Raw genomic sequence first — 24,066 nt, forward strand, 5'->3', positions numbered from 1 at the left:
TGTCCGGGCAACATCAGGCACTCGTTCGCAAGTGACTGAATACGCCAGAAGATGCACGCAACAGAAAAACCACGCCAACCCATTGCCGAGGTGGTGAAGGGCAAGACCCTCATCAATCGCAAGAAGCTGCTGGCGATGATCCCGCTCTCAGACCGCACCATCTACAACATGGAGCTGCGGGGAGAGTTTCCACATCGCATCACCCTCACCAGCCGCAATGTGGCTTGGGACTTGGCCGAGGTCGAGCAGTGGATCGAAGCGCGCAAGTCGTCGGGCGAACTGGCTCGCCGCCCCGGTCCTCTGGCCGTGGGCGAGGATTCCCCTTCGTTGTGACGTGGGGAAAGACTGATGAAGCGGATAACGATTCAGGTCAGCGAGGCCACGGCGGCAAGCCTGCGCGAACTCGTCAAGAGGTGCACCGCTGCGAACGCCTGTTCTGGCGGCTTCACCAGCCACGGCCCCCTCACTGTCGCGTCGTTTCTGGCGATGCTGGCCGAAGATGCCGGCATGGTCATCACCCGTCCCGGAAGCTGGGAGGGCGCGAACATGGCGCAGGTCTTCAGTTCCCACGGCTATGAGGTGTGACGCGATGGCCGATGAATCAAAGGCAGGCGGCGAGGTGACGCAGAGCTTTCGGGAAGAGCTGGCCGCGTGGGTTGCACAGCGCGACCAGGTAGCAAGGTCCAAGCGCCAGGAGGCCCTAGTGGCCTTTCTTGCCGTGCGTGCCGATGTGATCGAGGCGACCGCCGCCGGCTACGCGCTCAAGACCATCTGGGAGCATCTGCGCGAAGCCGGGCGCGTGTCGTTTCGATACGAGACATTTCTTAAGCACGTTCGCCGACACATCACGAACCCGCCGACCAAGCAGAGCAAGCCGGTGCCGGTGAAGCGAAGCAATGAGCGCCCGAACAAGCCGATCCACGAACCTAGAAAAATCGAGCCCGTTGGAATTCCCAGTTTTCACTACAACCCAAGAATGGAAGATAAGGACTTGATCTAATGACCAAAATTCACATGGTTCTTCAAGGCAAGGGCGGTGTCGGTAAATCGATGATTGCCGCGACTCTTGCGCAGTACAAAGCGGGCAAGGGCGCGAAGCCGCTTTGCATCGATACCGATCCGGTCAATTCGACGTTCGAGGGGTATAAAGCCCTGAGCGTGCGCCGGCTCGACATCATGAATGGCGACGAAATCAATACACGCACCTTCGATGCATTGGTCGAAATGATCGCGTCGGCGGACGGCGAGGTCATCATCGACAACGGGGCCAGCTCGTTCGTTCCGCTGTCCAGCTACCTCATTGGAAATCAGGTTCCCGCGATGCTCCAGGACATGGGCCACGAACTCGTGGTGCATACGGTCGTCACCGGCGGTCAGGCATTCAAAGACACGCTGATGGGCCTTGCCCAGCTCGCGGCGCAGTTCCCGGCGGAATGCACGTTCGTCGTCTGGCTCAATCCCTATTGGGGGCCGATTGAAAGCGAAGGCAAGGGCTTCGAGAAGATGAAGGCGTACACGGACAACAAGGCTCGCGTGTCGGCCATCATCCAGATTCCGACCCTCAAGGCTGAAACCTACGGGCGCGACTTCTCTGAAATGCTCCAGGAGCGCCGCACCTTCGACGAGGCCTTGGCTGATCCGGCGCTCACGATCATGACGCGGCAGCGCCTCAAGATCGTGAAGACCCAAATCTTCCAGCAGCTCGACAACGCGGCGGTGCTCTGATGATCGCATTGCATCGCTGTCAGCGTGCAGTTGATGCGCTGCTGATACGCAACCCTAGCACTGTCGCCGCGCTGTTCTTGGCCCTTTCCGGCCATTACTGCACTGCCGGCGCGCTATTGCACATCGATGGCGCATCAACAGCACATGCACAGCGACAGATTTGAGGTGCTTTCCGTGGAGTAATCAACGCCGTGATGCGGGCAGGATATGTGAAGTAGGCCCACCCCAAAGGGGGGGGCTTTCTTCACTTCCCCTTATTCGCACTTCGTGCTCAACGGGGCATCCTGCTCTGCGAGGCCAGACGGTTACCGCCGTCAAAGCAGTTACCCCGCGAAGCGAGAGATGAATTTTTAGCCGCTAAAAAGCGGCGAAATACCCAAGCTGATTTTCACAATCGACCAAGGAGATATGACGATGACGAGCAAAAGTTGGACTGACCCTGACCTTCGCGGCTGTAGTCGGCATGCATACGGCACAGGCCGGCATCCCTGTTATCGACGCCGGTAACCTCTCACAAAACGTCATGACGGCGATGGAGAGCGTCGCGCAGACGCTCAAGCAAATTGAGCAGTACAAGACCCAGCTCCAGCAATACGAAAACATGATCCAGAACACCGCCGCGCCGGCCGCGTATATCTGGGATCAGGCGCAATCGACGATCAATAGCCTGCTCGCCGCGCAAGACACTCTCTCGTACTACCAAAACCAGCTCGGCAGCTTGGACGCCTACCTGGCGAAATTTCAGGATGTTTCCTACTACCGCAGCTCGCCGTGCTTCTCGTCGGCCGGGTGCTCAGATACCGAACGCGCCGCGATGGAGCAAAACCGCCGCCTTGTGTCGGAGTCGCAGAAGAAGGCGAACGACGCGCTTTTTCAAAGCCTAAAAAAGCAGCAGGACGCGCTCAAGGGGGATGCCCAGCAGTTGCAGCGCCTGCAATCCAGCGCCCAAGGCGCGCAAGGCCAGATGGAAGCCATTGGCTATGCCAACCAGCTCGCCAGCAACCAGTCGAATCAGCTCCTACAGATTCGCGGCCTCTTGATCGCTCAGCAGAGCGCAGTCGCTACGCGCCAGCAGGCAATCGTCGACCGCGAAGCTCAAGAAACGGCTGCCCATGAAGCAATGACTCGCAATGCCATCGGCCGCACCAGCAACCCTCGGGCTTGGTGAGAAAGCACCTCTCTATGAAAACCAATCTGATCGAAATTGCGATGGCCGTCCTCGTTGTAAGCCTTGTCGGCTGTGGTGAGAAGGAAGCCGACTGCAAGAACCCGCGTACCCAGCAAGAGCAGCAGAAATGCGCGCACGACGCGATGACGGACAACGCCATCGGACGTACACCCAACCCGAAGAAATGGTGACCACTATGCAGGGAATCAAACCGATGGCTTTCCTGGCCGTCCTTCTACTGATCTACTCGATGAATGCATCGGCCCAACTGACGAACCAGGGCGTGCTCGATCAGGTCGTGACAGAGTTCAGTATCCGCGCATCGAGCTGGCAAGCCGTCGTGATGAATGCTGCGTCATGGCTATTCTGGACGCTGGGCACCATCAGCTTTACCTGGACAATGGGCATGCTGGCCTTGAGGAAGGCCGATACGGGGGATTTTTTCGCGGAATTCATCCGCTTCACTCTGTTCTTCGGCTTCTTCTACTGGCTGCTCCAGAACGGGCCGAATTTTGCTGATTCGATCATCCGCTCACTGCGGCAACTCGGTGAGAGTGCTGCCGGAACGTCCGGCCTGTCGCCCACAAAGATTGTCGATGTTGGCTTCCTGGTACTTAAACGAGCCATCGAGAATATGTCGGCCCTCAGTCCGGTCGATAGCGCCGCTGGCCTGGTCATGAGTCTGGCAATCCTGCTCCTGCTCGCGGCCATTGCCGTGAACATGCTGCTGCTCCTGGTCTCGGCCTGGATCATGATGTACGCGGGAATCTTCTTCCTTGGCTTTGGTGGATCGCGGTGGACATCGGACATGGCGATCAACTACTACAAGACGGTGCTTGGCGTGGCCGTGCAGCTCTTCGTGATGATCCTGCTGGTGGGCATCGGCCTTGACCTGCTGAACACTTTTTACGCCAAGATGAGCGGTGGCCTGAAATACGAAGAACTCGCCACTATGCTTGTGGTGTGCTTCGCCCTGCTGATGCTGGTCAGCCGTATTCCGCCACTGCTGGCCGGAATCATCACTGGCGGCGGTGTGGGCGCATCCAGCGGCATCGGAAATTTCGGTGCAGGAGCAATCGCCGGCGCGGCGCTTGGCGCCGCTGGCACCGCAGCGACGGCGGCTAGCATGGCCGGCGCGGCCATCACCGCCGGAGCAACCGGTGCGGCTGGCGGGGCGCAGGCCCTGATGACGGCCTTCTCGAAGGCATCGGCGGCAGCCAGCGATGGCGGTAGCGGAGGCATGGGCGACATCATGAGCGCGGCCACTGGCGGTGGTGGTGATGCGGGCAGCGGTAGCGGCTTGGCATCGGCTATGGGTGACAGTGGGGGCGTACTTGGTGAACAAAAGTCGGATGGCTTGATGGGGAAGGCCGGAAAGATCGCTGGAGGGACCGCCGCCAACCTGGCGCAAGGTTCCTGGGACGTGGCAAAAACCAAGGCGGGTCAGCTCGCCGAGACCTTCAAGGAGCGAGTCAGCGAAACAGTGGGCGGCAAGGTTGCCTCAGCCATCAAGGCTAGTGGCGGCGGCCAGGAGCCGGCATTCGGCGGAAACAGTCTCGGGGCAGGGGCGGGCGATAGCAGCACAAGCGCAAGCGACGAAGTTGCCGACTTCATGAGCCGGGCGAATAGCAACAGCGCCGAGGACGGGAGCGAATCAGCACACGGCGCATTCAGCGCGAAGCCAAACACTGCCACGGCCAACACCAAATCCATTTTGGATTGATGCCAGAGGAGCCGCGAATGAACACCGTCATCACCCACAACCGCATCAAGCGCTACGTCAACGTCTTGAATGACTTGCTGACCGTGGCCGAGATCCAGGCGCAACACCGTGTGCGCCGGCCGTGCCGGGAGATCGTGGATCTTCTTGACGCAATGACGAACGTCTGCGTCATGTTGAACTGTCAGGTGATGGGTGGCCCACAGCCAAAACATCACGACATAGAGGCCATCAAACAACAGGCCGCCCGAGCGATGGAGTTCGCCAGGCGTTTGGCATGACGATACCTTCTTTGCTGAAGTGCTCTCGGAGCGTGTCGTTGACGCACTCCGTGTTTGCCTGGTACGCCAAGTGGACTTCATAGCCCAAACGAGCCACAATGTGGCTACATCCGCTATGCGAGCTATTTTGATGGCAAATTCAGATGTCGTCCGCGCCCGAATTGACGGGCATATCAAAGAGGAGGCCGCCAACGTCTTGGCCCAAATGGGCTTGTCCGTTTCGGATGCAATAAGGATATTGCTCACTCGAATCGCCGCTGACAAGGCACTTCCCTTTGACGTTAACTGCGGCCTACCTCAGCTTGATCGAAAGAAGCCATGAGCCTACAGATGCATGACAACTTTATCCGATCAAGGGCCTGAACCGTATGGATCGCATACAGCAACTGAATTACGAGAAAGACTTTCGCATTGCTTTCTTGGAGTCCAAAGGGGACGGGTTTCAACGCCTGTTCGAAAAGCTGATGTCGAAGGCCCACCCCAACGATTTCATGGCTTGTCGCCCTTGGGGCAACGTTGGAGATCGGAAGAACGATGGATATCTGCCCTCGGAGCGAATCCTGTTCCAGAGCTACGCTCCCAATGAATTGAGCGCCGCTGAAGCCATCAGGAAGATCAACGAAGATTTCGAGGGTGCCAAAGAGCACTGGGAGAAATACTTCGATGAGTGGACCTTCGTCCACAATGCACCCGATGGCCGCTTGGGGCCGCACATCATCGAAGTGCTGGCCAAGCTCGGGCAAGAAAATCCGAAGATCAAGATCGGCCACTGTGGATACGAGGAGATGCTGGCGAAGTTCCGCCAGTTGAGTCTGCACGATCTTGAATCTTGGTTTGGCCCCTCACTGACGATGGAAGCGAACATCAATCTTGGTTACAGCGATTTGGTAGCCGTGCTCACTCACATCAGCATCACTCCCATACCGATGACGAGTGAAGTAAAGGACGTGTCACGCGGGAAGATCGAGGCAAATCTTCTGTCTCAGGCTGTCGCCGATTTCCTGAAGATCGGTATGCAGAAATCGCCACTCGTCACGCAGTTCTTCAACAACTGGAAGGACCCCACCTACGGCGAGCAGATTGCTCTAGCGTTCAAGAACGAATACGTGGCGCTGAGGGACGCGACGCCCCACCTCCATCCCGATGAAATCTTCGGCCGACTCGAAGTCTGGGCCGGAGGAATGGCGAATACCACGCCCACGCACAAGGCGGCGGTGCTGGCTGTCATGGCCTACCTGTTCGATAAGTGCGAGATTTTCGAAGATGCCCAAGCAGTGGGGGTAGCATGATCCTGCCATCCAAACATCTTCCACAGGACCGCGCGCTGCTGACCGTCGGCGGTCATGTTCTGACTTTCCTTGCACGCCCCAAGACCGTTTCTGCGCTATGGGAGGAATTGAACAGGCACGAGACGGGTTTAACTGCCACAACGCCTCGGCGTATCACCTACGACTGGTTCTTGCTAGCACTTGATCTTTTGTACGCCCTTGGGACCATCGAACTCAACAGTGGCCTGGTGGCACGGAGGACAGCTTGATTCACCACATTTTCAGCACGCTGCCCACTTTCAAGAATCTCGATGATCTGAAGCCTGGCCTGAATGTATTGCTCGCCCAAAAAACAGAGGGAGCGAGCACCAAGCAAACGCGCAATCGCGCAGGTAAAAGTAGTTTCGTCGAGCTTGTGCATTTCTTGACAGGCTCGGAAGCCGGTCCGAAATCTATTTTTCGCACCCAGGAACTAGCCGAATATCTCTTCGGCATGGATTTCGATTTGAAGGCTGGGCGCACTGTCGTTGAGCGCAGTGGCAGCGCCAAAGCCAAAATCTTCGTAACAACCCCGCCGGACGCCAAGGTCAAATTTTCAGCAACCGAGTGGTGTGCTTTTCTCGGCGAGCAAATGTTCGGCTTGAGCAGCCTCGAAGCTACAGGCAGCAAGCCGCCTTCGTTTCGGTCATTGTTTGCCTACTTCGTGCGCCGGCAGGCGAGTGGCGCGTTCATGACGCCAGAAAAGCAGGCCACGATGCAAGGAACTGGTGACATGCAAATGGCGCTAATGTTTCTGCTCGGATTGGATTGGCAGATCGCACGCGATTGGCAAGCTGTTCGTGATCGTGAAAAGACCCTGGAAGAGCTGAAGAAGGCAGCCGGAACCGGCGCGTTTGGTTCAATCATTGGCAAGGCCGCAGACTTGCGCACGCAACTGACCTTGAAAGAAGCGCGTCTCAAGAAGCTCCACGCAGAAATCGAGTCCTTCCAAGTGCTACCGGAATACCGGGAACTGGAAGTTGAAAGCTCGACACTGACACGCCAGCTCAATGAGTTGGCTAATGCCAACACCATCGACTTCTCCGCTATCCGCGACCTGGAAGGCGCGCTGGCTTCCGAGATTCCTCCCGACCTTGAAGACCTTCAGGCCGTCTATCAAGAAGCAGGCATCGCGCTTCCTGGGCTGGTCAAGCGCCGCTACGAAGATGTGAAGAGTTTCCATGAATCGGTGGTGCGCAATCGCAAGGACTACCTGTCCAGCGAACTCGAAGCCGCCAAGCTGCGCATCGAGCTGCGCGACGGGGAAAAGGCGCAGCTCGACCAGCGGCGCGGTGAAATCCTCGGCGTCCTCAGAAGTCATGGTGCGCTCGAGCAATTTCTAAAGCTTCAAGGAGAACTGGGGCGGCTAGAGTCCGATGTGGAATCGCTGCGGCAGCGCTTCGAAGCCGCAGAGCAACTCGAAGGCACAAAGAATGAGTTGGAGATCGAGCGCAACCGCCTCACGATCCGTCTACGGCGCGACTTCGCCGAACAGAAGGACAGACTGGCCGAAGCCATCGTCGCATTCGAGGAAACATCAGAACGGCTGTACGAATCGGCCGGCAGTATGACGGTCGATGAAACTTCCAACGGTCCAATGTTTAAGTTTCCGATGCAGGGTGAACGCAGCAAGGGCATCAAGAATATGCAGATTTTCTGCTTCGACATGATGCTCATGCGTTTGTGCGCCAAGCGTCAGATCGGCCCCGGATTTCTGATCCATGACAGCCATCTGTTCGATGGCGTTGATGGGCGTCAGGTTATCAGTGCGTTGCGTCTTGGATCAGAGATTGCGCAGGAGCTTGGTTTTCAATACATCGTGACGATGAATGAAGACGACGCTTTCAAGGAAACCATAGAGGGCTTCGATCTCAACGACTATGTACTTCCCACGCGCTTGACCGATGCCACTGAAGACGGCGGGCTGTTTGGCATTCGGTTCGGCTGAACGACATGGTGGTGGCCACCAACTGGGAGGAGGCTCATCCATGACCGAAGAAGAACGCTGGCAACGGCTGCGCGAACTTCAAGAGACGATGACGGCGAAGCGGCGCTATGACCAACCGCTCGATGCCGATCAATGGATTTTGAGTTTCCAGGATGAGGGCGACGAACAGGGCCGTACCGTGAGACGTGGCATTTCGGTATGGATGCCACGGGCGGAAAGCGACGAATGGACCCGCCTGCGCTTTGGCATCAGTGTCAGCGACGACCAGGAAAAACGCATGTACGAGCATCAGAGCGATGAACCGTTCTTCATCACCGAAGAAATCGAGGCAAAGATGAAGGCTACAGGGTACCTGTTTGAACCGCCTAGCCACGTCAGAACAACCAGTTTGGCCGAAATCCTGGCTGACCTCACCAATGACGAGTTGGCTGCTTGGCCGGGCGAACTGGCCGACCAGGAGCGAGAACGGCGCAGGGCGCAGAATCGCTAAACGTTGTTGGGAGACAGATGACGCAATAAGCATGGACTTGTGATGGTCGGCCGGTGGACGCGGCCGCGATCCCCGGCGCCGAATGGGATGCTTTGAAGCAGGCCGCCCAGTTCGGCGACTTCATGATGCCTTGCTGCAAGGCACCGGCGGTGCTCAAGACTAGCATCAACGGCCTGCCATTCTTCGCCCATCTATCGGACGAGTGCGCCACTGCGACAAGGTTGGCAAGGTGGCCGTGCTGGCCGCCTTGGTCGGTATGGGTATCCAGGGCGGTGATGAGGTGCCGGGCCGATCACCGAGCGGTGGCAAGTGGGAAGCCGATGTTCTCTTCTCAGTTCTTGGCCTCACCATCGTGATCGAGCTGCAACGCTCCTATCAGCATCTGCGTGACTTAATGGCTTTGGTCTTACAATCATGAACGCCCAAACATGGCGCTCGGTGGCATAACCCCGAAACAGCGATCGGCCATAGCGGCTTAGCCTCTACCTCTCTCGACGGTTAGAACGGGGGGAATACCCTGCCAGTCCGCGCTGTCTGCCTCAGCATCGAGAAGCCGCATATAGGTGACAAAATGGGTCTCATCGTCAGGGGCGATCCTGTCGGACCACGGCACTTCGTCAGCAACTTCAGGATCGAGTTCGGGCATAGCCTGTCCCCGGTTTGTCAGGTGTGTTGGGTCGGCATCGCTGTTTCCCCTGGCGTACCCAAAGTTTTTAGCCATGCATCGACTTCTGTCAGCGTCAAATGCCGGCCGTTGAGCTGGTAATCCTTCCAGGCCCGCAGCGCGTCATTCTTGAAGCTCTCCCGGGCCTGGCGGCGGCGGGCGTGTTCATCCATCATGCTGCCTGAAAATCTCGACCACGGAGCGGCGCACCGTCTGGCGCATCCATTCGCGCGTGTGAAACGGCGCAGGTTCCGCCGTGTCGGTCACGAGCTGGGCGCGGAAGGTATCGAGATTGCGAGAGGCATCAACAATCGTTTGCATGGCGAAGCGGATCACTTCTGCGCCGTTGCATCCATCATCTCGGCATACTGCCAGAAAAGCGGCTTTCAGCTCGGCATCGACCCGAATGGACATGTTGACTAGCTTTGCCATCGTCTACCTTTACTCATTGAGCCTGTCTGTCAGTCGTGTCATGAATTCCATGCGCCAAATTGCGGCTAGTGCCAGCGGCTTAGGCTCAACGCTGGCACCCTCTGGAATAGTGGATATTGGGTTCGACATTTTCTTTAAGGTGCTCGATCAGTCCTCAGTGTGGTCGCCAGTCGATAGTGCTACTGGCATCACGCTCAGCGCAGTAATCCTCGTTATCCTAGCGTTAACCGGCGTGAACATGCTGTTACTCCTAGTGAGCGGCTGGATATTGACCTATGCCGGCGTTTTCTTTCTCGGTTTCGGTGGGACGCGCTGGACTTCGGACATGGCGATCAACTACTACAAAACCGTCCTAAACATCGCCGCCCAACTTTTCACGATGGTGCTACTTGTCGGCATCGGCAAGTCGTTCGTTGACGAATATTACGCGAGCATGAGCGTAGGCATCAGTCTCAAGGAATTGGGCGTAATGCTCGTCGCCTCTATTTGCTTGCTGGCTCTGGTCAAGACTGCACCGCCGATGATTGGCGGCCTAGCAATGGGTGGCGGCGCACACTCCCTAGGGAGCGGTTTTGGCGCAGGCGCGGTGATGGGTGCGGCTGCGATGGCCGGCGCTGCTAGTGCAACCGGTGGCTCACAGGCGCTGATGGCGGCCTTTTCAAAGGCATCAGCTGCAGCGAATGAGGGCAGCTGCATGAGCGACGTTATGAGCGCGGCCTCTGGGGGGAGGTAGCAGTGGAGATGCCAGTAGCGGTAGCGGCAGCGCCCTTGCCTCTGCAATGGACGACAGTAGCTCGGGCAGTGATAGTTTCGGCGGCGGAGACAACGCTGGCGGAAAAGGCTTCGGCAGCAACAGCGGTTCTGATGGTAGCGATAAGGCCGCCAGCTCGAGCAGCGGCAGTGGAAGCAAAGGTGCCGGTTCTGACACCAAGGACAGCGATGCCCCAGGCAAACAGAAGTCGGCTGGCAGCATGTTAACGAAGGCTGGCCAGATCGCCGCGGGCACATCCGTATCCCGATGAGCAAGGCGCGATACCTGTTCTTTACGTAGGCCGCTGGCTTCGGTCTAGCGGATTCGCTGCGGCGTTAATTAACCTGTTCCAATATAAAGCCAAGGGAATCGGTTTTCCCAAGGTTCAGCACACGGGAGTCGATACGATGGATTCTTCATTTTTGCTTCAGTTGTTTTACCTGGAGGAGATCGGTACGCAATGCCGCATGGCACGAAATGCATTCAACTCCCTGAAGAACTCAGAACCCACCCGAACCATTCAAACCATTGAAAAAGGTGAGATGCAGACTGCGGAGGTGTTTCGCAATGTGCACAGCATCCTCACCCACACCGGGGTTATTTCGCGTCTACTATGGCCAGGCAACACTCAGAAATCAGCTCAAAGCAAGAGTGCTTCTGAAGACAAGAGTGCTTCTGAAAAACTACGCGAGCTGCTTGATCTGCCCGCAAATGGTCACCCCTTGTGCGAGCGCACATTGCGTAACGATCTTGAACATTTCGATGAACGCTTGGCCAAATGGATAGCCGACGTCGATATGCCGCCTGACTACTGGCAAAATTACATCAGCCCATGGTCTGTGATTACGCAACATGGCGCAAAGGAGCAGAACGTGATGCGCCATTTTGATCCGGGCACACAAATCTTCCGCTTCCAAGGAACACCCTTAAATATTCTTGAAATAGTCAACTCGGTGGAAGAAATGCAATGCCGTGTTGATGCCAAGCACGCCCAGCTCATGATTTCGGTTAAAGTCGGCCTGTCATTGTCAGAAGACAAGTGCATGGATGATCAGAAGTGAGTGCACTACGCTCAAAAGTAAGTATGTGCAATAAGAACAAGCGCTGCCAGTGGCCCGATGATTTCTGCTCGGTGCCGGGCTACTTGGTATCAGTAATAAACTCAGGGCAGTTTGTAGCCACTAAAAAGTCCAACCATTGCTTTGAGGGTTCATATACCTGCCTAGAGACTAAAGCCCCGTCAGGATGTTGCATGTCTGGTTCTTGTCGATCGATATCGTAAAAGTTATGAGTAATTTCTTTAGCTTTGAATATTTTGGGGTCTAATGGAGTTGTGGCGAATGGGTTGTAGTAGATATGCAAACCGTCTAAATGCGTTTCTGTCCACTCTGAGGAATGGCAAACACTTGTATCTAAGCCGAATACTAGGTCACCATCGAATATCCGATTGATGATGAGATAATTATAGCGGCTCAGCCTATGGACCTGCCGACCTTCATTTCCCATACCTTCCTTAGATATGAATTCGTTCATTCCCATCGTTTTAAAACGGGTAGATCTCACTAGCCGCGCTGTACCACTTTCGATAATGGCTTTACCAAGCGTACCAGTAGTGGAGAATATTACCGCGCTGATCTCTTTATATGAGTCATTCGTAAAGATACCGACTTCAATCTTTGCACCATTGGGCTTGTAAATTGAACTGACCGTTCTCTGTTTACCTACAATAAAATCATCCAAGTCAGGAACCTCTATTCCAAACAACACCCGATTAATCATCGTGTTATTTTGGAACAAGGACATCTTGCTATCAAACGGGGCGATGGCGATAACAAAAGGCTTATCTTTCACATGCTCCAGTGAAGAGTAAGAATTCTTTTTCTTCTCACTGCCTGTAAAAAGATCCTTCTTATCTTTCAACTTGCCTATTAGTTTGATGGTGGAATGCTGAGCATAGGTTTCCTTATCCATTTTCTCCTCGTCTTTAGTTAAAACCTTACTTCTATCAGATATTACTGCTTCGACATTGAACTGATGACCCTCAGGTGTAGTTATGCAGAAATCAGGTCTGTCCTTTGTATAATCGACTGAATATCCCAGTTCCATGAATACTTTGTTAAGATACAGTTCCCAGAATGATGAGTTAAATGTGGTCTGGAATTCGACAACAAATTTACGCTGCTCCCCGGCCCTTTCCAATAGGCCTTCTCCCCATCCCTGCAGAACTTTATGGACAGGTTGGTAGTATGGGTCTGCAAGTATTGATTTGAATTCGTCACAAAGAGGGGCTTCTGTTTGAATTACTTTGAAAAGATTCATTTAATTCCTTACTGGATCAGGTAGTTAACAACACTTCTAGAATTCTGGATTTCAAGTCGTAAAAATTATTAGCTTGCTCATAAGCCACCATTGTAGCCATTTATATTATTTCTTATATGGCAACGTGTCATTTTCATCTCAAAAATCAAGAGTTCTAGATTCACTCAATTCCATTTTTACTTTATCAAATAATTTAGAGACGCCTTCATATCGGGGACTGGAAAACCAGAAGCGGGTCGAGGCCGGCGATCCGCAAATTGGTGCAGTCGTCTTCTGAAAATGACAGGTGCAGTCGTCTTCTGAAAATGACACGGCCTTTAACTTTCTGATGGTGAGATCGCCGCTCGCATCGACCAAATTCGTTTGACCTGGCTCTCGCTGAATCCGGCCAGCTTGGCCGTCTCCGCGATGCTACGGCCGCCGCTACGCAACGCAATGATCCTTTCGTGCATCGTGGTGTTGGCCTGACGGCCGGCGTACTTACCAGCCTGCTTGGCAAGCTCGACGCCCTGGCGCTGCCGCTCGCGCCGATCCTCATAGTCTTCGCGGGCCATCTGCAATGCCAGCTTCAATAGCAGCTCTTGGACAGACTCCAACACGATCTTTGCCACGCCTTGGGCCTCGGCCGCAAGATCGGACAAGTCAACCACGCCGGGCACGGCCAAATGGGCACCTTTGGCACGGATCGACGCCACCAGACGTTCGGCCTCGGCCAGCGGCAAGCGGCTAATGCGGTCGATCTTCTCGGCCACCACAATTTCGCCTGGCTGCAAGTCGGCAATCATGCGCAGCAACTCGGGCCGGTCGGCGCGTGCGCCCGATGCCTTCTCACGGTAAATACCAGCGACATAGCAACCGGCATCGCGTGTACTTTCCACGATGGCCACCTGGCGGCTCAAATCCTGTTCGTCGGTACTGACGCGCAAGTAGATGCGCGCAACTTTCATGGACGGCGCAGCAACCAGCCCCTTCTCTTTCGTTGTCATAGCGTCGTGATCCGGGTCGGATCAGTGCCACATGGCCGAATCAACAGCCAGACCTGCAAACGGCCATCAGGCTCACCGCACGAAACAAGGTCAACTCCAAATGGTTTGATGATGGCAAACACGCCCGGCGCTACGCCGCAGTATTCGTTGATCTTAGGCCTATCACCAATCGCTTCACGTAGTAGGTTCAACAGGTGCTTGCGGTCCCAACTTACCGGCAGCGGTACCCTGTGCGGCAGCGCTCTTAGGTGATCAAGGGCTACGTCGATGTCCAGCTCACAGACAACCAATTCTTGCTTACGTCTTCTTAGCATGTGGTCAACCATGGTTAATTTGGGTATGGTCAATTTGGCCTATCGCACCCAACAGGCTCGGAAATTGAAATAGCGACCTATCTTGGCTAGGCCAATTTTGCCAACCTCGCTGAGCTTAGTCTCTGAAAGCCGGTGAGGTTGGGCTTGCCATCCATACAAAATTTTGTATAATTACGCCATGACAGGACCCAAGCCGCTTGAATTCAGAGGCAGCGCCCTTGACGACTTACGAGCTTTTCCAGCGGCCGCGCGACGTGAAGCCGGGCATCAACTCGATCAAGTGCAGAGCGGCCGCGACCCTGACGACTGGAAGCCCATGCCCACGGTGGGGCAGGGAGTCCGCGAGATTCGCATCCGAGACGCGGCGGGCGCTTTCCGCGTGATCTATGTCGCCAAGCTGTCCGATGCCGTCTATGTTCTGCACTGCTTCCAGAAGAAAACTGAGAAGACAGCCAAAGGCGACCTTGATTTAGCGGCTAAACGCTACCGTGACTTGTTGAAGGAGGTAGGGCAATGAGCAACGAACGATTCGCAAGCGTGTGGGATGCCATCGAGGACACCCCCGAAGAAGCGGAAAACATGAAGTTGCGTTCCGCGCTGATGATGGCCTTGAAAAAGCACATCGAAACGGCTGCCCTGAGCCAGTCTCAAGCCGCTAAGGTGTTCGGCGTCACGCAGCCTCGTGTGTCAGATTTAATGCGCGGCAAAATTAGTCTGTTCGGTCTGGATGCGCTGGTCAACATGGCTGCTGCTGCCGGTATGCACGTGGAAATGCGCGTGCTGGAAGCCGCGTGAGCTCAAAGAAGTTTTGGCCCCTCGCTTTGGCAGCGGGGGAACCGGCGCGCACAGTACCGTCCAGCGCAACATGCCTGATCTGAGCTGCTTGGGCCAAAAGTAGCTTGGTATTTTTCATGGCATCATTCGAATGAAAATAGAGAAGTACCTTGAAAATACTGATCTTTTTCCTCATCATTGACGATTGAGTGGGAGTGATTGGGGCATATTGACTAGCTTTGCCATCGTCTACCTTGACTCATTGAGCCTGTCTGTCTGTCAGTCACGTCATGAGGCCCATGCGTTCATGAAAAATTGCTACGATCAACGCGGACACACTCTCACGCGGTAGGCAGAAAACGTAGTGATGTTCACAACGTGCCATCCGCAACGCTGGAAAGAGTTCGGTCATATCCTTGAAAGAACCCTGGCCGGCGGCGAGGCCGGCAATACCCTGTTCCAGCTTGGCGATGTAACGGCGTACCTGCGCAGCGCCCCATTGCTTGCGCTTGCGCTTGTAGCGGATGATGCCGCGTAGATCGTCTTCGGCCTCCGCCGAGAGGACGTAGGCCGTCAAGTACGATCCCCGGCGAGTTCTTCATCAAGAATTTCGCCGATGCTCTTGGTGGACACCTTCCCCGCAAGTCCATCGTTGATGCGGTTCCCCAGCAAAGCTTTCAGTTCCTGCCATGCCTGACCGGCATCAGTATCGCCGGGGAACAGGCGTTCGAGGGCGTATTGCTTGATTAACGATATCAGCCGTTTATCCCTGTTTGTGATCTCGATAAAACGAAGTGATCCCATTGAATAAAACATTTTCTCCATTCTTCCTGGCCGCGCTGCTGGCCGTGTCTGCGCTGCCTGTGCAGGCGGCGCCGCGCGCCGCCCTCTATGCGCCAGCGCCGGGCGTGCTGTGCGACCGCTATTTATGTGCGAGCCGTGCGGGCGGGGTTTCCCGCGAACTGACTGAAAAATATCTCGGCAAGAAGGCTGCGGCCAGGCTGTACTCGCAAGGTGACTTCGACCCGACCGGATTCACCTTTGCCAATGGCATTTTCTGTGATGTCAAAGAGCGCTTGTGTCGTAGTGACCGGTATTACGGCGAAGACGGCAAACGCAGCGGAACCATTTCCAGGAAATACACAAAACTGCTTTTTGGTCACTAGACCATCAGGCCATCAGGTCATTAGGCACTGGGAAAGCATCAGGATCCGGCATGGTTAAACATGGCATTTTGCAAAGAACTTGAGCCTGATCATGTCGTGGTCGTTTCTGAACGTGTGACTTTCGTTCTGACCACCTTGGCGGGCAAATAGCCCTGCAGGATCACCAGGACGAGAGCACGCATGACAACGACTACCCGTATCAGGCTCGCCCGCGCTGCGGATATCGATTACATCTTCGAGATTCGCACGAGTGTTAAGGAAAACCATTTGTCGCTGGCCGAGCTGTCGGAGCGAGGGATTACTCACGAAGCCATACAGAATGCCATCGCGTCTGATGACTGCATCTGGATGGCGGAAGCGGAGGGTGTTCCGGTTGGGTTTGCGATGGCGGATGCGGATGAAGGCAGCGTATTCGCTGTTTTTGTTCAACCCGCCTGGGAAGGCCGTGGGTTGGGCCGTTTGCTCATGGAAAAAGCCGAGGCGTTTCTGTTCGAACGGCATGAAACGATTTGGCTGGAGACGGACGGACGAAGCCGGGCCAGCGGTTTCTGCACGAAACTGGGCTGGAATTCCGTGAGGTCATATGACAACGGAGATCTTCGTTTCGAGAAACGGAGAAACGGAGAGACGGTTCCGCGACCGAAAAACCTTATCAAGGCTCGGCCTTGCCCAGCATCAAAAACAGAAATAAACACAGGTTAGCCAGCAAAGCCGCTTACCCGGGCTTGTACGAGCCGAACGAGTTCAAGCAGCGTTTCAGTATGCGTAACCTGCAGGTTTTCTTCCCGGGCGGCGCGGACAACGGCGCCATTGATGCCCTCGATTTCCGTGCGACGGCCAGCCAGCACGTCTTGCAGCATCGACGGTTGATGTCCGACATGCTTTGCGATGGCCTGAGTCACGTTCTCCATGCAGCTCGCGCGATCGGTGTCGATCCCTTTGGCTTGAGCGACAGCGAGCACCTCCCCGACGATGGCCCGGGCCAGTATCAGCCCGCCTGGCACGGCCGCAATGCCGTCAACGGAGCAGCCCGTGACGGCGCACAGGCTGTTCAATGCCGCGTTGAACGCAACCTTTTCCCAAATGGCTGACCAGACGTTGGGGTCGACGCTGCACTGCAATCCGGCGGCATTCAGCAACGCCGCGATGGCCTCCACGCCTGGTCGCGCAATGCCATCAGCCGACATCAGCCGAATTTTGCCTGCTCCGTGCGAACTGACGGCTCCCGGCCGGGACATATCCGCAGGCCAGGTCGTCATGCCAACGACGATTTGTTCAAGCGAGACAAACTCACGCAGGAGTTCGACATTGCCCAGACCGTTTTGCAGCGTCAGCACGGTTGTGTCCGGACCCATCACCCGGCTGACGTCAGACAGTGCCGCGCGTGTATGAAAGGACTTGGTAAAGACCATCAGCAATTCGGGAATCGATTCTGTTTTGTCAGGGCGACTGACGCGCAGGTTTGTCAGCGACCGGCGCCTACCGTGGGTCTCCAGAATGAGCCCCTGCGTGCGGATCGCCGACAGGTGCGCTTCATTGATGTCGAGGAGCGTCACATCCTGGTTTTGTTCGGCGAGCAGGCCGCCGAACAGCGATCCCATGGCACCCGCGCCGAGAATAGCGATTTTCATGAGTTGAGTTGCCTTTGTCTTGTATGGCCCGGTGCCCGGTTAGCCCGGTATCCGTGTTGATCAGTTCCGTCAGCGGGGTTGAACACGGCGCATGCATGGCCGAACCGGGGTGATCGGCCAAGGTACATGACGGGTACGCCTGGCGGCAGTATGAGTGGGAGGGATTCGCTTGAAAATTGCCAGGTGTGTTCAACGTCATGCCTTAAAGACATGGCTTCAAGTTTCCGTCTGGCTCAACGCTGTGCCAGCCTGCCGGTTAAAAGACGCAGCTCATCAAGCAGTTTCAGTGCGGACGCAGGCAGCATTCCCTGGCGCCGACGAAATGCGGTCAGGGTTCTCGGTGCATCGACGCCCGAAATATCCAGCGCGTCGAAAATTCCCGAAGTCCGCTCCGTGTCGTACATCGGCTCAGCCATCCACGACACGAAACCACAGCGCGCCACAAGGCTTTTAAGAACAATGATGGAGCGCGTTTCCACGGCGATTTCGGGGAAGGCGACGCCCCTTGCCTCGAAGGTTTCCATCATATGCAGGTAGGGTCCGGTGCCTTTGGGGGTTAATGCCCAACGCTCGTTGAGCGTATCTTCGAGCCCAAGATTGCGTTTGCGGTGTAGCGGGTGGCTCAGCGCGGCGACGATATGGCTCCGGTCAGACCACTGACAGTTCGAGATCGCCGAAATTTCGTCGGTTTCCTGGCCGGGTGTAGACAAGGCGAGGTCAATTTCGTGCGTGAGCAGTCCTTCGGCTAGCCGGTCCCAGACACCTTCCAAAATTTCCACTCGCAGGTTTGGCCATTTTTGTAGCACTTGCGCCACCGCCATGGGTAATACGAGGCTCGCAATGCTGCCGACCACTCCCACCTTGATCACGCCTTTGGCCAGTCCACGGATGGCATCAAGCTCTTCGCGTGCCTGTTTGGCTTCTCTTTGCAGTGACACCGCGTGAGGCACGAGCGCACGGCCGAGTGCAGTCAGGTGCATGCCTTTCGTGTGGCGTTCGAATAACGGTGCGCCCACTGATTCTTCAAGCCGTTTGATCGACCGGCTCAGCGCGGGCTGGGTCATGTCCAGCACGCTCGCGGCCCGGCCCAGGCTGCCTGCTGAGACGATCGTAGTGAACATGGATAGCTGTTGCAAATTAAAACTCATGGCGTGCAGGGTGCATTAAACATGGATTAGGAGTCGAAATGACGAGTGCTATGACCGGGGCGCGCGGGTTGGGGTCTTCCCTATGGAGTCAATCCAGGGCTGCCCACAAGCCATCCGTTATTCGATTCCGATCCCTTTACCGGTCTCTTTGCGGCTTCTTTACCCGCCGCGAAACCGTTCAGTCATCCCCGATTCTTTGCTGGATCACGGTTTGCTTCACCAACCCTTGATTTCGGCCTTGACGCTTGCGTGGACATGGCCCGCAACCCATTCCGTAACGTAATGACTTTTTACCGCTTTGGCAATTTTCAAATAATTATTCGGATTCCATACTGCGCCTTATCGTGATTCTTGATAGCCTCCGTGGCGAACCTAAAAAGGAGTGGGAATGCAAGAAAGCATCATCGATCCATTAACTGTCCGTAATGTTGTTGTTGAACTGTTGCGCCGGCTTGGCATGACTTCAGTATTTGCTAATCCGGGCTCGACCGAGCTGCCCATGTTCCGCGATTTCCCGGCAGATTTCCGCTACGTCCTGGGGCTTCAGGAAGCCGCCGTCATCGGCATGGCGGATGGTTATGCCCAGGCAAGCGGCAATGCGGCGCTGGTCAGCCTGCATTCAGCCGCGGGCTTGGGTAACGCCATGGGCAACATTTTTACCGCCTTTAAAAATCAGTCCCCCCTGGTGATTACCGCTGGACAGCAGGCGCGCTCCATCTTGCCCTTCGATCCGTTTCTTTTTTCGTCCCAGGCGGTCAATCTGCCCAAGCCCTACGTGAAATGGAGCATCGAGCCCGCGCGGGCGGCGGATGTGCCGCTTGCCATAGCCCGTGCTTATCACATAGCCATGCAGGAACCACGCGGCCCGGTTTTCGTTTCTATCCCAGTTGACGATTGGGACCGGCCCGCCGCGCCCGTTGAGCTCACCCGTGTCAGTACCCGTGCGAGGCCCGATCCGGAGCGGCTCGCGGAGATCGGTGCGGCGCTCGATGAATGCGTCCGGCCCGCTATCGTCGTGGGTGCGCAAGTCGATCGCGCGGGCGCATGGGATGACGCGATCCGTCTCGCGGAACGCCACCATGCCCGCGTTTATGTTGCGCCGATGTCATCGCGTTGCAGCTTCCCGGAAGATCACCGGCTCTTCGCCGGGTTTTTGCCGCCGATACGCGAGAAAATCGTGCAGGCGCTGGAAGGCCACGATCTGATTTTCGTGCTCGGCGCGCCAGCATTCACGTATCACGTCGAGGGCCATGGGCCGCACATACCCGTTGGCGCGAAGCTATGCCAACTGATCGACGATCCTGCGATAGCCGCCTGGACGCCGCTCGGCACAGCGGTTGTGGCCAATCTCCAGCTTGGCCTCGCTGATCTGATGGCGCGCCCTGCGCCAAAAACGCGGCCGTTGCCTGCTCCCCGCCCACCTTGCGAGCGGGCTGAGCCGACCAAAGTCATGTCCGTCGAGTTTGCCTTGCAGACGCTTGCAGAGGTACGTGATCCCGCCGATATCGTCGTCGAGGAAGCGCCCAGTTCGCGCCCGGCGATACAACGCTATCTGCCGTTCACGCAAAGCCAGACTTTTTTTACGATGGCGAGCGGCGGCCTGGGTTATGGCATGCCCGCGGCAGTCGGCGTGGCCCTGGCCCGGCCGGGAACGCGTGTGATCGGTCTCATCGGCGACGGCTCCACCATGTATTCCCCGCAGGCGATCTATAGCGCCGTTCAACAGGGCCTTCCGGTTACGTTTGTCATTCTCAACAACTCCCGCTATGCCGCTTTGCAGGAGTTCGCTCCAGTATTCGGCTTTTCTGCCTCTGACCCCGTGCAGGGAACCGATCTTCCGGGTCTCGATTTTGTCTCGCTGGCTAAAGGCATGGGATGTAAGGGCGTGCGCGTCGACGACGCATCGCAGTTATTGCCCGTGTTAGCGCAAGCGCTTTCGTCCGGCGAAACAAGGCTCGTGGAAATTGTCGTGAGCTAGCCCTGGGTCGTTTGCTTAACAGGTGAAGTGTTCACGTACTCATTTCACGTACTTGTTGCTGGAGGCTGTCATGAACCTGGTATCGATGTTGATTAACGGAGCGCGCTGCGCAGCATCGAGCGGTGCGACATTCGAACGTTGCAATCCGCTGGACAACACGGTGGTATCGCGCGCACCCGCCGCCTCGGTGGCTGATGCGAAAGCGGCGGTGCACGCGGCTGCGGCCGCGTTTGCAGCCTGGTCCACGATGGGACCGGGCGAGCGGCGCACGCTGTTGAACCGCGCCGCCGATGTGCTGGAGGCCAAAAGCGAAGCGCTGGTGTCCGTCATGATCGCGGAAACAGGTGCTGCCCAACTGTGGGCGCGGACCAACGTCACGCTTGCGGCGGAGGGCTTGCGCGAAGCGGCCGCGATGACGACGCAAATAACAGGCGAGGTGATTCCGTCGGACGTGCCGGGCAGCGTTGCCTTCAGCGTGCGTCAAGCGGCGGGGGTGGTGCTGGCGATCGCGCCATGGAATGCGCCCATCATCCTCGGCATGCGGGCGATCGCACTGCCGTTAGCCTGCGGTAACACCATTGTGCTGAAGGGCTCCGAGATCTGTCCCGCCACGCACGGAATCATCATCGAGGCGTTGCAGGAGGCGGGCTTGCCGCCTGGTGTCGTGAACTATGTGACAAACGCGCCGGCCGATGCCGGTGCGATTGTCGACGCGCTGATCGCGGAGCCGGCCGTGCGGCGCGTGAACTTCACCGGTTCGACGCGCGTGGGCCGCATGATTGCCGCGCAATGCGCCAGGTACCTCAAGCCTTCGGTGCTCGAGTTGGGTGGCAAGGCGCCGCTTCTGGTTCTTCACGACGCGGATATCGCGGCAGCGGTCGAGGCCGCTGCTTATGGCGCATTCATCAATTCGGGGCAGATCTGCATGTCGACCGAACGTATTGTCGTGGACGAGAAAATCGCCGATGAGTTCGTCGCCCGTCTGGCCAGGAAAACGGCAAGCCTTTCGCTTGGCGACCCGCGCAAAGGGCCGGCCGTGATGGGGCCCGTCTTCGATATGGGGACAGTCACGAAATGCAATGCGCTGATCGACGATGCGCTGGCGCAGGGAGCCACGCTAGTGTGCGGCGGCCAATCTCAAACCACGTTGATGACGGCGACGCTGCTCGATCACGTCACGGCGAAGATGGATATCTATCGTGAGGAATCTTTCGGACCGGTGAAAGCCATCGTCCGGGTCAACGGCGATGAAGAAGCGCTGGCCTGCGCCAACGACAACGAATATGGGCTTTCATCCGCCATTTTCAGCCGTGATGTCGCGCGGGCCCTGGCGCTGGCAAAGCGCGTCGAAGCCGGTCACTGCCACATCAATGGTCCGACTATGCATGATGAAGCGCAGATGCCCTTTGGCGGAATGAAAGCCAGTGGGTTCGGACATTTTGGCGGCAAGGCAGGGGTCGCCGAGTTTACCGATTTACGCTGGTTGACCATCCAGACCGGACCCCGGCATTACCCGTTCTGATAACGGCCTGCAACACGGTCCTTGACCTATGCCTTGACTATGGTTTGGACCCAACCTTGTACGCATTTGTCTGCGGCACTTTCATGTGGCTGGCGCTCACAAAAACTCAATGCCATGCCATGAGGCTCGCCTGTTCTGTTGCCAGGCAGCCAATAAAAACTCAGGAGACTCCATGCCGCTTTACCCATCTGGATTGCCACGCTGCTTCCACAGCCGTGTGGCGGTTCTTTCCAGTCAGGCAAGCCTTGCCTGTTGCCGTGCACCTGTTCGGGCTGACGTGAACGGAGTGGTGCAATGAGCGATAACAATACGCTGCTTCCGCCGACGGTCGATATAGGTCGCATGCTCGACGACGGAAGGTTCTCCACGTTTCAGAAAATGATTGTGCTGCTCGCCGCGCTTTCCATCGTGATGGACGGTTTCGACGGGCAGCTTATTGGCTTCGCTATCCCCAGTTTGATCAAGGAATGGGGGATCACGCGTAACGCTTTTGCTCCCGCCGTTGCTGCGGGTCTGGTCGGCATGGGCATTGGCAGTGCCTTCGCCGGGTTGTTTGCCGACCGGTTTGGCCGACGCTGGGCGATCATCGGCAGCGTGCTGGTTTTTGGTCTGGCAACCAGTTTGATTGCGCTCTCGCCCAACGTCGCAACGATTGCGTTCCTGCGTTTTTGCGCCGGGCTCGGCATTGGTGGAGCCTTGCCCAGCTCGACCACCATGACGGCCGAGTTCACCCCGGCGCGGCGGCGAACCCTTGCGGTGACCGCAACCATCGTCTGCGTTCCGCTCGGTGGCATGCTGGCCGGGCTCTTCGCCAGCATGGTGCTGCCGCACTATGGCTGGCGTGGTCTTTTTGCACTCGGCGGCATCGTTCCTGTCGCATTTGCTGTCCTGCTCTTTTTCATCCTGCCGGAATCGCCGCGCTATCTCGCCCGTCACAGGGAGCGATGGGCTGAACTGCGCACGTTGCTGGCGCGAATGGCTCATCCGTTTGAAAAAGAAGTGATTTTCACCGACAGGAAAGAGCAGCAATCCGGGCAACGTGCGGGTCTCGGCGCGCTGTTCGTGGCGGGCCGGGGGCGCGACACGATTGCCATCTGGATCGCTTTCTTCATGAATCTTCTTGCGGTTTATAGCGCGTTCAGCTGGCTTCCCACCATGCTTGCAGGCGAGGGGCTTAGCCCGTCGGTGGCGGGTTCAGGGCTGACCGCTTATAACCTCGGTGGCGTGATCGGTGCGCTCGGTTGTGCCGTGGCGATCGGGCGTTTTGGTTCACGTTGGCCATTGCTTGCCTGTTGTCTCGCGGCGGCGGCCAGCGCGCTGTTTTTACGCGGCCTTGATTTTTCCGCTCACACGACGTTGCTGGTGTTTTGCATCGGTTTGCATGGGCTGTTCGTCAATGCGGTCCAGTCAACGATGTACGCCTTGTGCGTGTACATCTATCCGACCGAGGTGCGTGCCACCGGAACCGCGCTGGCGCTGGCCTTTGGACGGCTGGGCGCTATTCTCAGTGCTTTTGCTGGCGCATGGCTCATCACTCAGGGCGGCGCGCCGGCTTATCTGGGCATGCTGGGCCTGGCCATGCTGATGGTGTTTGTCTGTCTGATGGCCGTTCGACGTCATATTCCGCGCCTCGGTCATCTTTGATCTTGCACCGGTAGCGCTTTTGGGAAAGCGAGCCGAGTGTGCAAACGGCAAGCTTTGTGGTTGTTTAAACGAACGGACAGCCTCCAGACTAGGCTTCG

General features: G+C 56.7%; 33 protein-coding genes. 23 read left to right on the forward strand and 10 right to left on the reverse strand.

The genetic code is table 11. The features are described from left to right. Nucleotides 1-51 precede the first annotated feature (51 nt). The 14 genes from GH657_RS07705 (at nucleotide 52) to GH657_RS18265 (ending at nucleotide 9,057) form a co-directional block, all read left to right on the forward strand. Nucleotides 52-333, forward strand: a complete 282-nt coding sequence (locus GH657_RS07705; protein ID WP_174769907.1) for a helix-turn-helix transcriptional regulator — start codon at nucleotides 52-54, stop codon at nucleotides 331-333. Nucleotides 334-348: 15 nt separating this feature from the next. Then, nucleotides 349-585 carry a hypothetical protein gene (locus GH657_RS07710; protein ID WP_153100163.1) on the forward strand — a complete coding sequence of 79 codons (237 nt, stop codon included), beginning with the start codon at nucleotides 349-351 and terminating at the stop codon, nucleotides 583-585. Nucleotides 586-589: 4 nt separating this feature from the next. Then, entirely contained in the window at nucleotides 590-1,000 is a 411-nt protein-coding gene (locus GH657_RS07715) for a TraK family protein (RefSeq protein ID WP_153100164.1), read from the forward strand. Continuing rightward, nucleotides 1,000-1,725, forward strand: coding sequence for a nucleotide-binding protein (locus tag GH657_RS07720; RefSeq protein ID WP_153100165.1), 726 nt, complete (start codon nucleotides 1,000-1,002; stop codon nucleotides 1,723-1,725). Before GH657_RS07715 ends, GH657_RS07720 begins: the two co-directional genes overlap by 1 nt. A 433-nt stretch (nucleotides 1,726-2,158) precedes the next feature. Further along, nucleotides 2,159-2,893: a P-type conjugative transfer protein TrbJ gene (gene trbJ, locus GH657_RS07725; RefSeq protein WP_281349408.1), complete on the forward strand. Its 735-nt coding sequence runs from the start codon at nucleotides 2,159-2,161 to the stop codon at nucleotides 2,891-2,893. Between the two features lie 14 nt (nucleotides 2,894-2,907). Beyond that, a complete protein-coding gene (locus GH657_RS07730) occupies nucleotides 2,908-3,084 on the forward strand; it encodes a hypothetical protein (protein WP_153100167.1) in 177 nt (58 codons plus the stop codon). 5 nt (nucleotides 3,085-3,089) lie between these two features. Further along, nucleotides 3,090-4,616: a P-type conjugative transfer protein TrbL gene (gene trbL, locus GH657_RS07735; protein ID WP_153100168.1), complete on the forward strand. Its 1,527-nt coding sequence runs from the start codon at nucleotides 3,090-3,092 to the stop codon at nucleotides 4,614-4,616. Between the two features lie 17 nt (nucleotides 4,617-4,633). Beyond that, nucleotides 4,634-4,894 carry a hypothetical protein gene (locus tag GH657_RS07740; RefSeq protein WP_153100169.1) on the forward strand — a complete coding sequence of 87 codons (261 nt, stop codon included), beginning with the start codon at nucleotides 4,634-4,636 and terminating at the stop codon, nucleotides 4,892-4,894. 130 nt (nucleotides 4,895-5,024) lie between these two features. After that, the gene (locus GH657_RS07745; RefSeq protein ID WP_153101685.1) at nucleotides 5,025-5,216 is read left to right on the forward strand and encodes a type II toxin-antitoxin system RelB/DinJ family antitoxin; all 192 of its coding nucleotides are present in this window, start codon (nucleotides 5,025-5,027) and stop codon (nucleotides 5,214-5,216) included. Between the two features lie 46 nt (nucleotides 5,217-5,262). Further along, nucleotides 5,263-6,183: an ABC-three component system protein gene (locus GH657_RS07750; protein ID WP_153100170.1), complete on the forward strand. Its 921-nt coding sequence runs from the start codon at nucleotides 5,263-5,265 to the stop codon at nucleotides 6,181-6,183. Continuing rightward, nucleotides 6,180-6,431, forward strand: a complete 252-nt coding sequence (locus GH657_RS18465; protein ID WP_343031264.1) for an ABC-three component system middle component 6 — start codon at nucleotides 6,180-6,182, stop codon at nucleotides 6,429-6,431. The genes GH657_RS07750 and GH657_RS18465 overlap by 4 nt, the downstream gene beginning before the upstream one ends. Continuing rightward, nucleotides 6,428-8,149, forward strand: a complete 1,722-nt coding sequence (locus tag GH657_RS07755; protein ID WP_153100171.1) for an ABC-three component system protein — start codon at nucleotides 6,428-6,430, stop codon at nucleotides 8,147-8,149. The genes GH657_RS18465 and GH657_RS07755 overlap by 4 nt, the downstream gene beginning before the upstream one ends. A gap of 40 nt (nucleotides 8,150-8,189) precedes the next feature. After that, on the forward strand, nucleotides 8,190-8,639 hold the full coding sequence (locus GH657_RS18520; protein ID WP_425495733.1) for a hypothetical protein: 450 nt from the start codon (nucleotides 8,190-8,192) through the stop codon (nucleotides 8,637-8,639). 229 nt (nucleotides 8,640-8,868) lie between these two features. Beyond that, nucleotides 8,869-9,057, forward strand: coding sequence for a hypothetical protein (locus GH657_RS18265; RefSeq protein ID WP_246174024.1), 189 nt, complete (start codon nucleotides 8,869-8,871; stop codon nucleotides 9,055-9,057). Nucleotides 9,058-9,114: 57 nt separating this feature from the next. Here GH657_RS18265 and GH657_RS07770 read toward each other — a convergent pair whose 3' ends face one another. The 3 genes from GH657_RS07770 to GH657_RS07780 are packed head-to-tail and all read right to left on the reverse strand — an operon-like array spanning nucleotide 9,115 to nucleotide 9,624. Further along, a complete protein-coding gene (locus GH657_RS07770; protein ID WP_153100172.1) occupies nucleotides 9,115-9,285 on the reverse strand; it encodes a hypothetical protein in 171 nt (56 codons plus the stop codon). Nucleotides 9,286-9,302: 17 nt separating this feature from the next. Next, nucleotides 9,303-9,479 carry a hypothetical protein gene (locus GH657_RS07775; RefSeq protein ID WP_153100173.1) on the reverse strand — a complete coding sequence of 59 codons (177 nt, stop codon included), beginning with the start codon at nucleotides 9,477-9,479 and terminating at the stop codon, nucleotides 9,303-9,305. After that, nucleotides 9,469-9,624 carry a hypothetical protein gene (locus GH657_RS07780; RefSeq protein WP_153100174.1) on the reverse strand — a complete coding sequence of 52 codons (156 nt, stop codon included), beginning with the start codon at nucleotides 9,622-9,624 and terminating at the stop codon, nucleotides 9,469-9,471. Before GH657_RS07780 ends, GH657_RS07775 begins: the two co-directional genes overlap by 11 nt. Nucleotides 9,625-9,709: 85 nt before the next feature. On the opposite strand from GH657_RS07780, the gene trbL (GH657_RS07785) reads away from it, so the two are divergent. Together trbL (GH657_RS07785) and GH657_RS07790 are read left to right on the forward strand one after the other, a co-directional pair. Further along, nucleotides 9,710-10,468: a P-type conjugative transfer protein TrbL gene (trbL, locus tag GH657_RS07785; RefSeq protein ID WP_246174026.1), complete on the forward strand. Its 759-nt coding sequence runs from the start codon at nucleotides 9,710-9,712 to the stop codon at nucleotides 10,466-10,468. A gap of 425 nt (nucleotides 10,469-10,893) precedes the next feature. Next, complete coding sequence (locus GH657_RS07790) at nucleotides 10,894-11,547, forward strand: hypothetical protein (protein ID WP_153100175.1); 654 nt, start codon at nucleotides 10,894-10,896, stop codon at nucleotides 11,545-11,547. 79 nt (nucleotides 11,548-11,626) lie between these two features. Here the strand turns inward: GH657_RS07790 and GH657_RS07795 are convergent, their stop codons facing one another. From GH657_RS07795 to GH657_RS07805, 3 genes are all read right to left on the reverse strand, one after another. Further along, on the reverse strand, nucleotides 11,627-12,805 hold the full coding sequence (locus GH657_RS07795) for a hypothetical protein (RefSeq protein WP_153100176.1): 1,179 nt from the start codon (nucleotides 12,803-12,805) through the stop codon (nucleotides 11,627-11,629). 317 nt (nucleotides 12,806-13,122) lie between these two features. Next, a complete protein-coding gene (locus GH657_RS07800) occupies nucleotides 13,123-13,791 on the reverse strand; it encodes a recombinase family protein (protein ID WP_246174027.1) in 669 nt (222 codons plus the stop codon). Next, nucleotides 13,788-14,138, reverse strand: a complete 351-nt coding sequence (locus GH657_RS07805) for a hypothetical protein (RefSeq protein ID WP_220094837.1) — start codon at nucleotides 14,136-14,138, stop codon at nucleotides 13,788-13,790. Before GH657_RS07805 ends, GH657_RS07800 begins: the two co-directional genes overlap by 4 nt. 145 nt (nucleotides 14,139-14,283) lie before the next feature. Here GH657_RS07805 and GH657_RS07810 point away from each other — a divergent pair, with 145 nt between their 5' ends. Together GH657_RS07810 and GH657_RS07815 are read left to right on the forward strand one after the other, a co-directional pair. After that, nucleotides 14,284-14,622 carry a type II toxin-antitoxin system RelE/ParE family toxin gene (locus tag GH657_RS07810; RefSeq protein WP_153100178.1) on the forward strand — a complete coding sequence of 113 codons (339 nt, stop codon included), beginning with the start codon at nucleotides 14,284-14,286 and terminating at the stop codon, nucleotides 14,620-14,622. After that, nucleotides 14,619-14,900, forward strand: coding sequence for a helix-turn-helix domain-containing protein (locus GH657_RS07815; protein ID WP_153100179.1), 282 nt, complete (start codon nucleotides 14,619-14,621; stop codon nucleotides 14,898-14,900). Before GH657_RS07810 ends, GH657_RS07815 begins: the two co-directional genes overlap by 4 nt. 262 nt (nucleotides 14,901-15,162) lie before the next feature. On the opposite strand, the gene GH657_RS07820 is transcribed toward GH657_RS07815, so the two are convergent. Beyond that, nucleotides 15,163-15,456, reverse strand: coding sequence for a type II toxin-antitoxin system RelE/ParE family toxin (locus GH657_RS07820; protein WP_153100180.1), 294 nt, complete (start codon nucleotides 15,454-15,456; stop codon nucleotides 15,163-15,165). Continuing rightward, entirely contained in the window at nucleotides 15,453-15,704 is a 252-nt protein-coding gene (locus GH657_RS07825) for a hypothetical protein (RefSeq protein ID WP_246174028.1), read from the reverse strand. The genes GH657_RS07820 and GH657_RS07825 overlap by 4 nt, the downstream gene beginning before the upstream one ends. 5 nt (nucleotides 15,705-15,709) lie before the next feature. Here GH657_RS07825 and GH657_RS07830 point away from each other — a divergent pair, with 5 nt between their 5' ends. Together GH657_RS07830 and GH657_RS07835 are read left to right on the forward strand one after the other, a co-directional pair. Beyond that, a complete protein-coding gene (locus GH657_RS07830; RefSeq protein WP_220094859.1) occupies nucleotides 15,710-16,045 on the forward strand; it encodes a YcgJ family protein in 336 nt (111 codons plus the stop codon). A 180-nt stretch (nucleotides 16,046-16,225) separates the two neighbouring features. Beyond that, nucleotides 16,226-16,747: a GNAT family N-acetyltransferase gene (locus GH657_RS07835; RefSeq protein ID WP_153100181.1), complete on the forward strand. Its 522-nt coding sequence runs from the start codon at nucleotides 16,226-16,228 to the stop codon at nucleotides 16,745-16,747. Here the strand turns inward: GH657_RS07835 and GH657_RS07840 are convergent. Continuing rightward, nucleotides 16,744-17,676, reverse strand: coding sequence for a ketopantoate reductase family protein (locus GH657_RS07840; RefSeq protein WP_153100182.1), 933 nt, complete (start codon nucleotides 17,674-17,676; stop codon nucleotides 16,744-16,746). The two genes, GH657_RS07835 and GH657_RS07840, sit on opposite strands and share 4 nt — an antisense overlap. A gap of 233 nt (nucleotides 17,677-17,909) precedes the next feature. Next, complete coding sequence (locus tag GH657_RS07845) at nucleotides 17,910-18,824, reverse strand: LysR family transcriptional regulator (RefSeq protein ID WP_153100183.1); 915 nt, start codon at nucleotides 18,822-18,824, stop codon at nucleotides 17,910-17,912. A gap of 388 nt (nucleotides 18,825-19,212) precedes the next feature. Here GH657_RS07845 and mdlC point away from each other — a divergent pair, with 388 nt between their 5' ends. The 3 genes from mdlC (at nucleotide 19,213) to GH657_RS07860 (ending at nucleotide 23,968) form a co-directional block, all read left to right on the forward strand. Next, nucleotides 19,213-20,802, forward strand: a complete 1,590-nt coding sequence (gene mdlC / locus GH657_RS07850) for a benzoylformate decarboxylase (protein WP_153100184.1) — start codon at nucleotides 19,213-19,215, stop codon at nucleotides 20,800-20,802. 70 nt (nucleotides 20,803-20,872) lie between these two features. Continuing rightward, on the forward strand, nucleotides 20,873-22,324 hold the full coding sequence (locus tag GH657_RS07855) for an aldehyde dehydrogenase (RefSeq protein ID WP_153100185.1): 1,452 nt from the start codon (nucleotides 20,873-20,875) through the stop codon (nucleotides 22,322-22,324). A 294-nt stretch (nucleotides 22,325-22,618) separates the two neighbouring features. Next, complete coding sequence (locus GH657_RS07860) at nucleotides 22,619-23,968, forward strand: MFS transporter (protein WP_153100186.1); 1,350 nt, start codon at nucleotides 22,619-22,621, stop codon at nucleotides 23,966-23,968. The last annotated feature ends 98 nt before the right edge of the window (nucleotides 23,969-24,066 follow it).

This window comes from Paraburkholderia hayleyella (assembly GCF_009455685.1).
In the GTDB taxonomy this organism is placed as follows: Bacteria; Pseudomonadota; Gammaproteobacteria; order Burkholderiales; family Burkholderiaceae; genus Paraburkholderia; species Paraburkholderia hayleyella.

What these genes read in the sequence shown, in the direction of transcription:
- GH657_RS07705 (WP_174769907.1), top strand. Translation starts at nt 52, where the DNA reads ATGCACGCAACAGAAAAACCACGCCAACCCATTGCCGAGGTGGTGAAG.
- GH657_RS07710 (WP_153100163.1), top strand. Translation starts at nt 349, where the DNA reads ATGAAGCGGATAACGATTCAGGTCAGCGAGGCCACGGCGGCAAGCCTG.
- GH657_RS07715 (WP_153100164.1), top strand. Translation starts at nt 590, where the DNA reads ATGGCCGATGAATCAAAGGCAGGCGGCGAGGTGACGCAGAGCTTTCGG.
- GH657_RS07720 (WP_153100165.1), top strand. Translation starts at nt 1,000, where the DNA reads ATGACCAAAATTCACATGGTTCTTCAAGGCAAGGGCGGTGTCGGTAAA.
- GH657_RS07730 (WP_153100167.1), top strand. Translation starts at nt 2,908, where the DNA reads ATGAAAACCAATCTGATCGAAATTGCGATGGCCGTCCTCGTTGTAAGC.
- trbL (WP_153100168.1), top strand. Translation starts at nt 3,090, where the DNA reads ATGCAGGGAATCAAACCGATGGCTTTCCTGGCCGTCCTTCTACTGATC.
- GH657_RS07740 (WP_153100169.1), top strand. Translation starts at nt 4,634, where the DNA reads ATGAACACCGTCATCACCCACAACCGCATCAAGCGCTACGTCAACGTC.
- GH657_RS07745 (WP_153101685.1), top strand. Translation starts at nt 5,025, where the DNA reads ATGGCAAATTCAGATGTCGTCCGCGCCCGAATTGACGGGCATATCAAA.
- GH657_RS07750 (WP_153100170.1), top strand. Translation starts at nt 5,263, where the DNA reads ATGGATCGCATACAGCAACTGAATTACGAGAAAGACTTTCGCATTGCT.
- GH657_RS18465 (WP_343031264.1), top strand. Translation starts at nt 6,180, where the DNA reads ATGATCCTGCCATCCAAACATCTTCCACAGGACCGCGCGCTGCTGACC.
- GH657_RS18520 (WP_425495733.1), top strand. Translation starts at nt 8,190, where the DNA reads ATGACCGAAGAAGAACGCTGGCAACGGCTGCGCGAACTTCAAGAGACG.
- GH657_RS07770 (WP_153100172.1), bottom strand. Translation starts at nt 9,285, where the DNA reads ATGCCCGAACTCGATCCTGAAGTTGCTGACGAAGTGCCGTGGTCCGAC.
- GH657_RS07775 (WP_153100173.1), bottom strand. Translation starts at nt 9,479, where the DNA reads ATGATGGATGAACACGCCCGCCGCCGCCAGGCCCGGGAGAGCTTCAAG.
- GH657_RS07780 (WP_153100174.1), bottom strand. Translation starts at nt 9,624, where the DNA reads ATGCAAACGATTGTTGATGCCTCTCGCAATCTCGATACCTTCCGCGCC.
- trbL (WP_246174026.1), top strand. Translation starts at nt 9,710, where the DNA reads ATGGACATGTTGACTAGCTTTGCCATCGTCTACCTTTACTCATTGAGC.
- GH657_RS07790 (WP_153100175.1), top strand. Translation starts at nt 10,894, where the DNA reads ATGGATTCTTCATTTTTGCTTCAGTTGTTTTACCTGGAGGAGATCGGT.
- GH657_RS07795 (WP_153100176.1), bottom strand. Translation starts at nt 12,805, where the DNA reads ATGAATCTTTTCAAAGTAATTCAAACAGAAGCCCCTCTTTGTGACGAA.
- GH657_RS07800 (WP_246174027.1), bottom strand. Translation starts at nt 13,791, where the DNA reads ATGACAACGAAAGAGAAGGGGCTGGTTGCTGCGCCGTCCATGAAAGTT.
- GH657_RS07810 (WP_153100178.1), top strand. Translation starts at nt 14,284, where the DNA reads ATGACAGGACCCAAGCCGCTTGAATTCAGAGGCAGCGCCCTTGACGAC.
- GH657_RS07815 (WP_153100179.1), top strand. Translation starts at nt 14,619, where the DNA reads ATGAGCAACGAACGATTCGCAAGCGTGTGGGATGCCATCGAGGACACC.
- GH657_RS07825 (WP_246174028.1), bottom strand. Translation starts at nt 15,704, where the DNA reads ATGGAGAAAATGTTTTATTCAATGGGATCACTTCGTTTTATCGAGATC.
- GH657_RS07835 (WP_153100181.1), top strand. Translation starts at nt 16,226, where the DNA reads ATGACAACGACTACCCGTATCAGGCTCGCCCGCGCTGCGGATATCGAT.
- GH657_RS07840 (WP_153100182.1), bottom strand. Translation starts at nt 17,676, where the DNA reads ATGAAAATCGCTATTCTCGGCGCGGGTGCCATGGGATCGCTGTTCGGC.
- GH657_RS07845 (WP_153100183.1), bottom strand. Translation starts at nt 18,824, where the DNA reads ATGAGTTTTAATTTGCAACAGCTATCCATGTTCACTACGATCGTCTCA.
- mdlC (WP_153100184.1), top strand. Translation starts at nt 19,213, where the DNA reads ATGCAAGAAAGCATCATCGATCCATTAACTGTCCGTAATGTTGTTGTT.
- GH657_RS07855 (WP_153100185.1), top strand. Translation starts at nt 20,873, where the DNA reads ATGAACCTGGTATCGATGTTGATTAACGGAGCGCGCTGCGCAGCATCG.
- GH657_RS07860 (WP_153100186.1), top strand. Translation starts at nt 22,619, where the DNA reads ATGAGCGATAACAATACGCTGCTTCCGCCGACGGTCGATATAGGTCGC.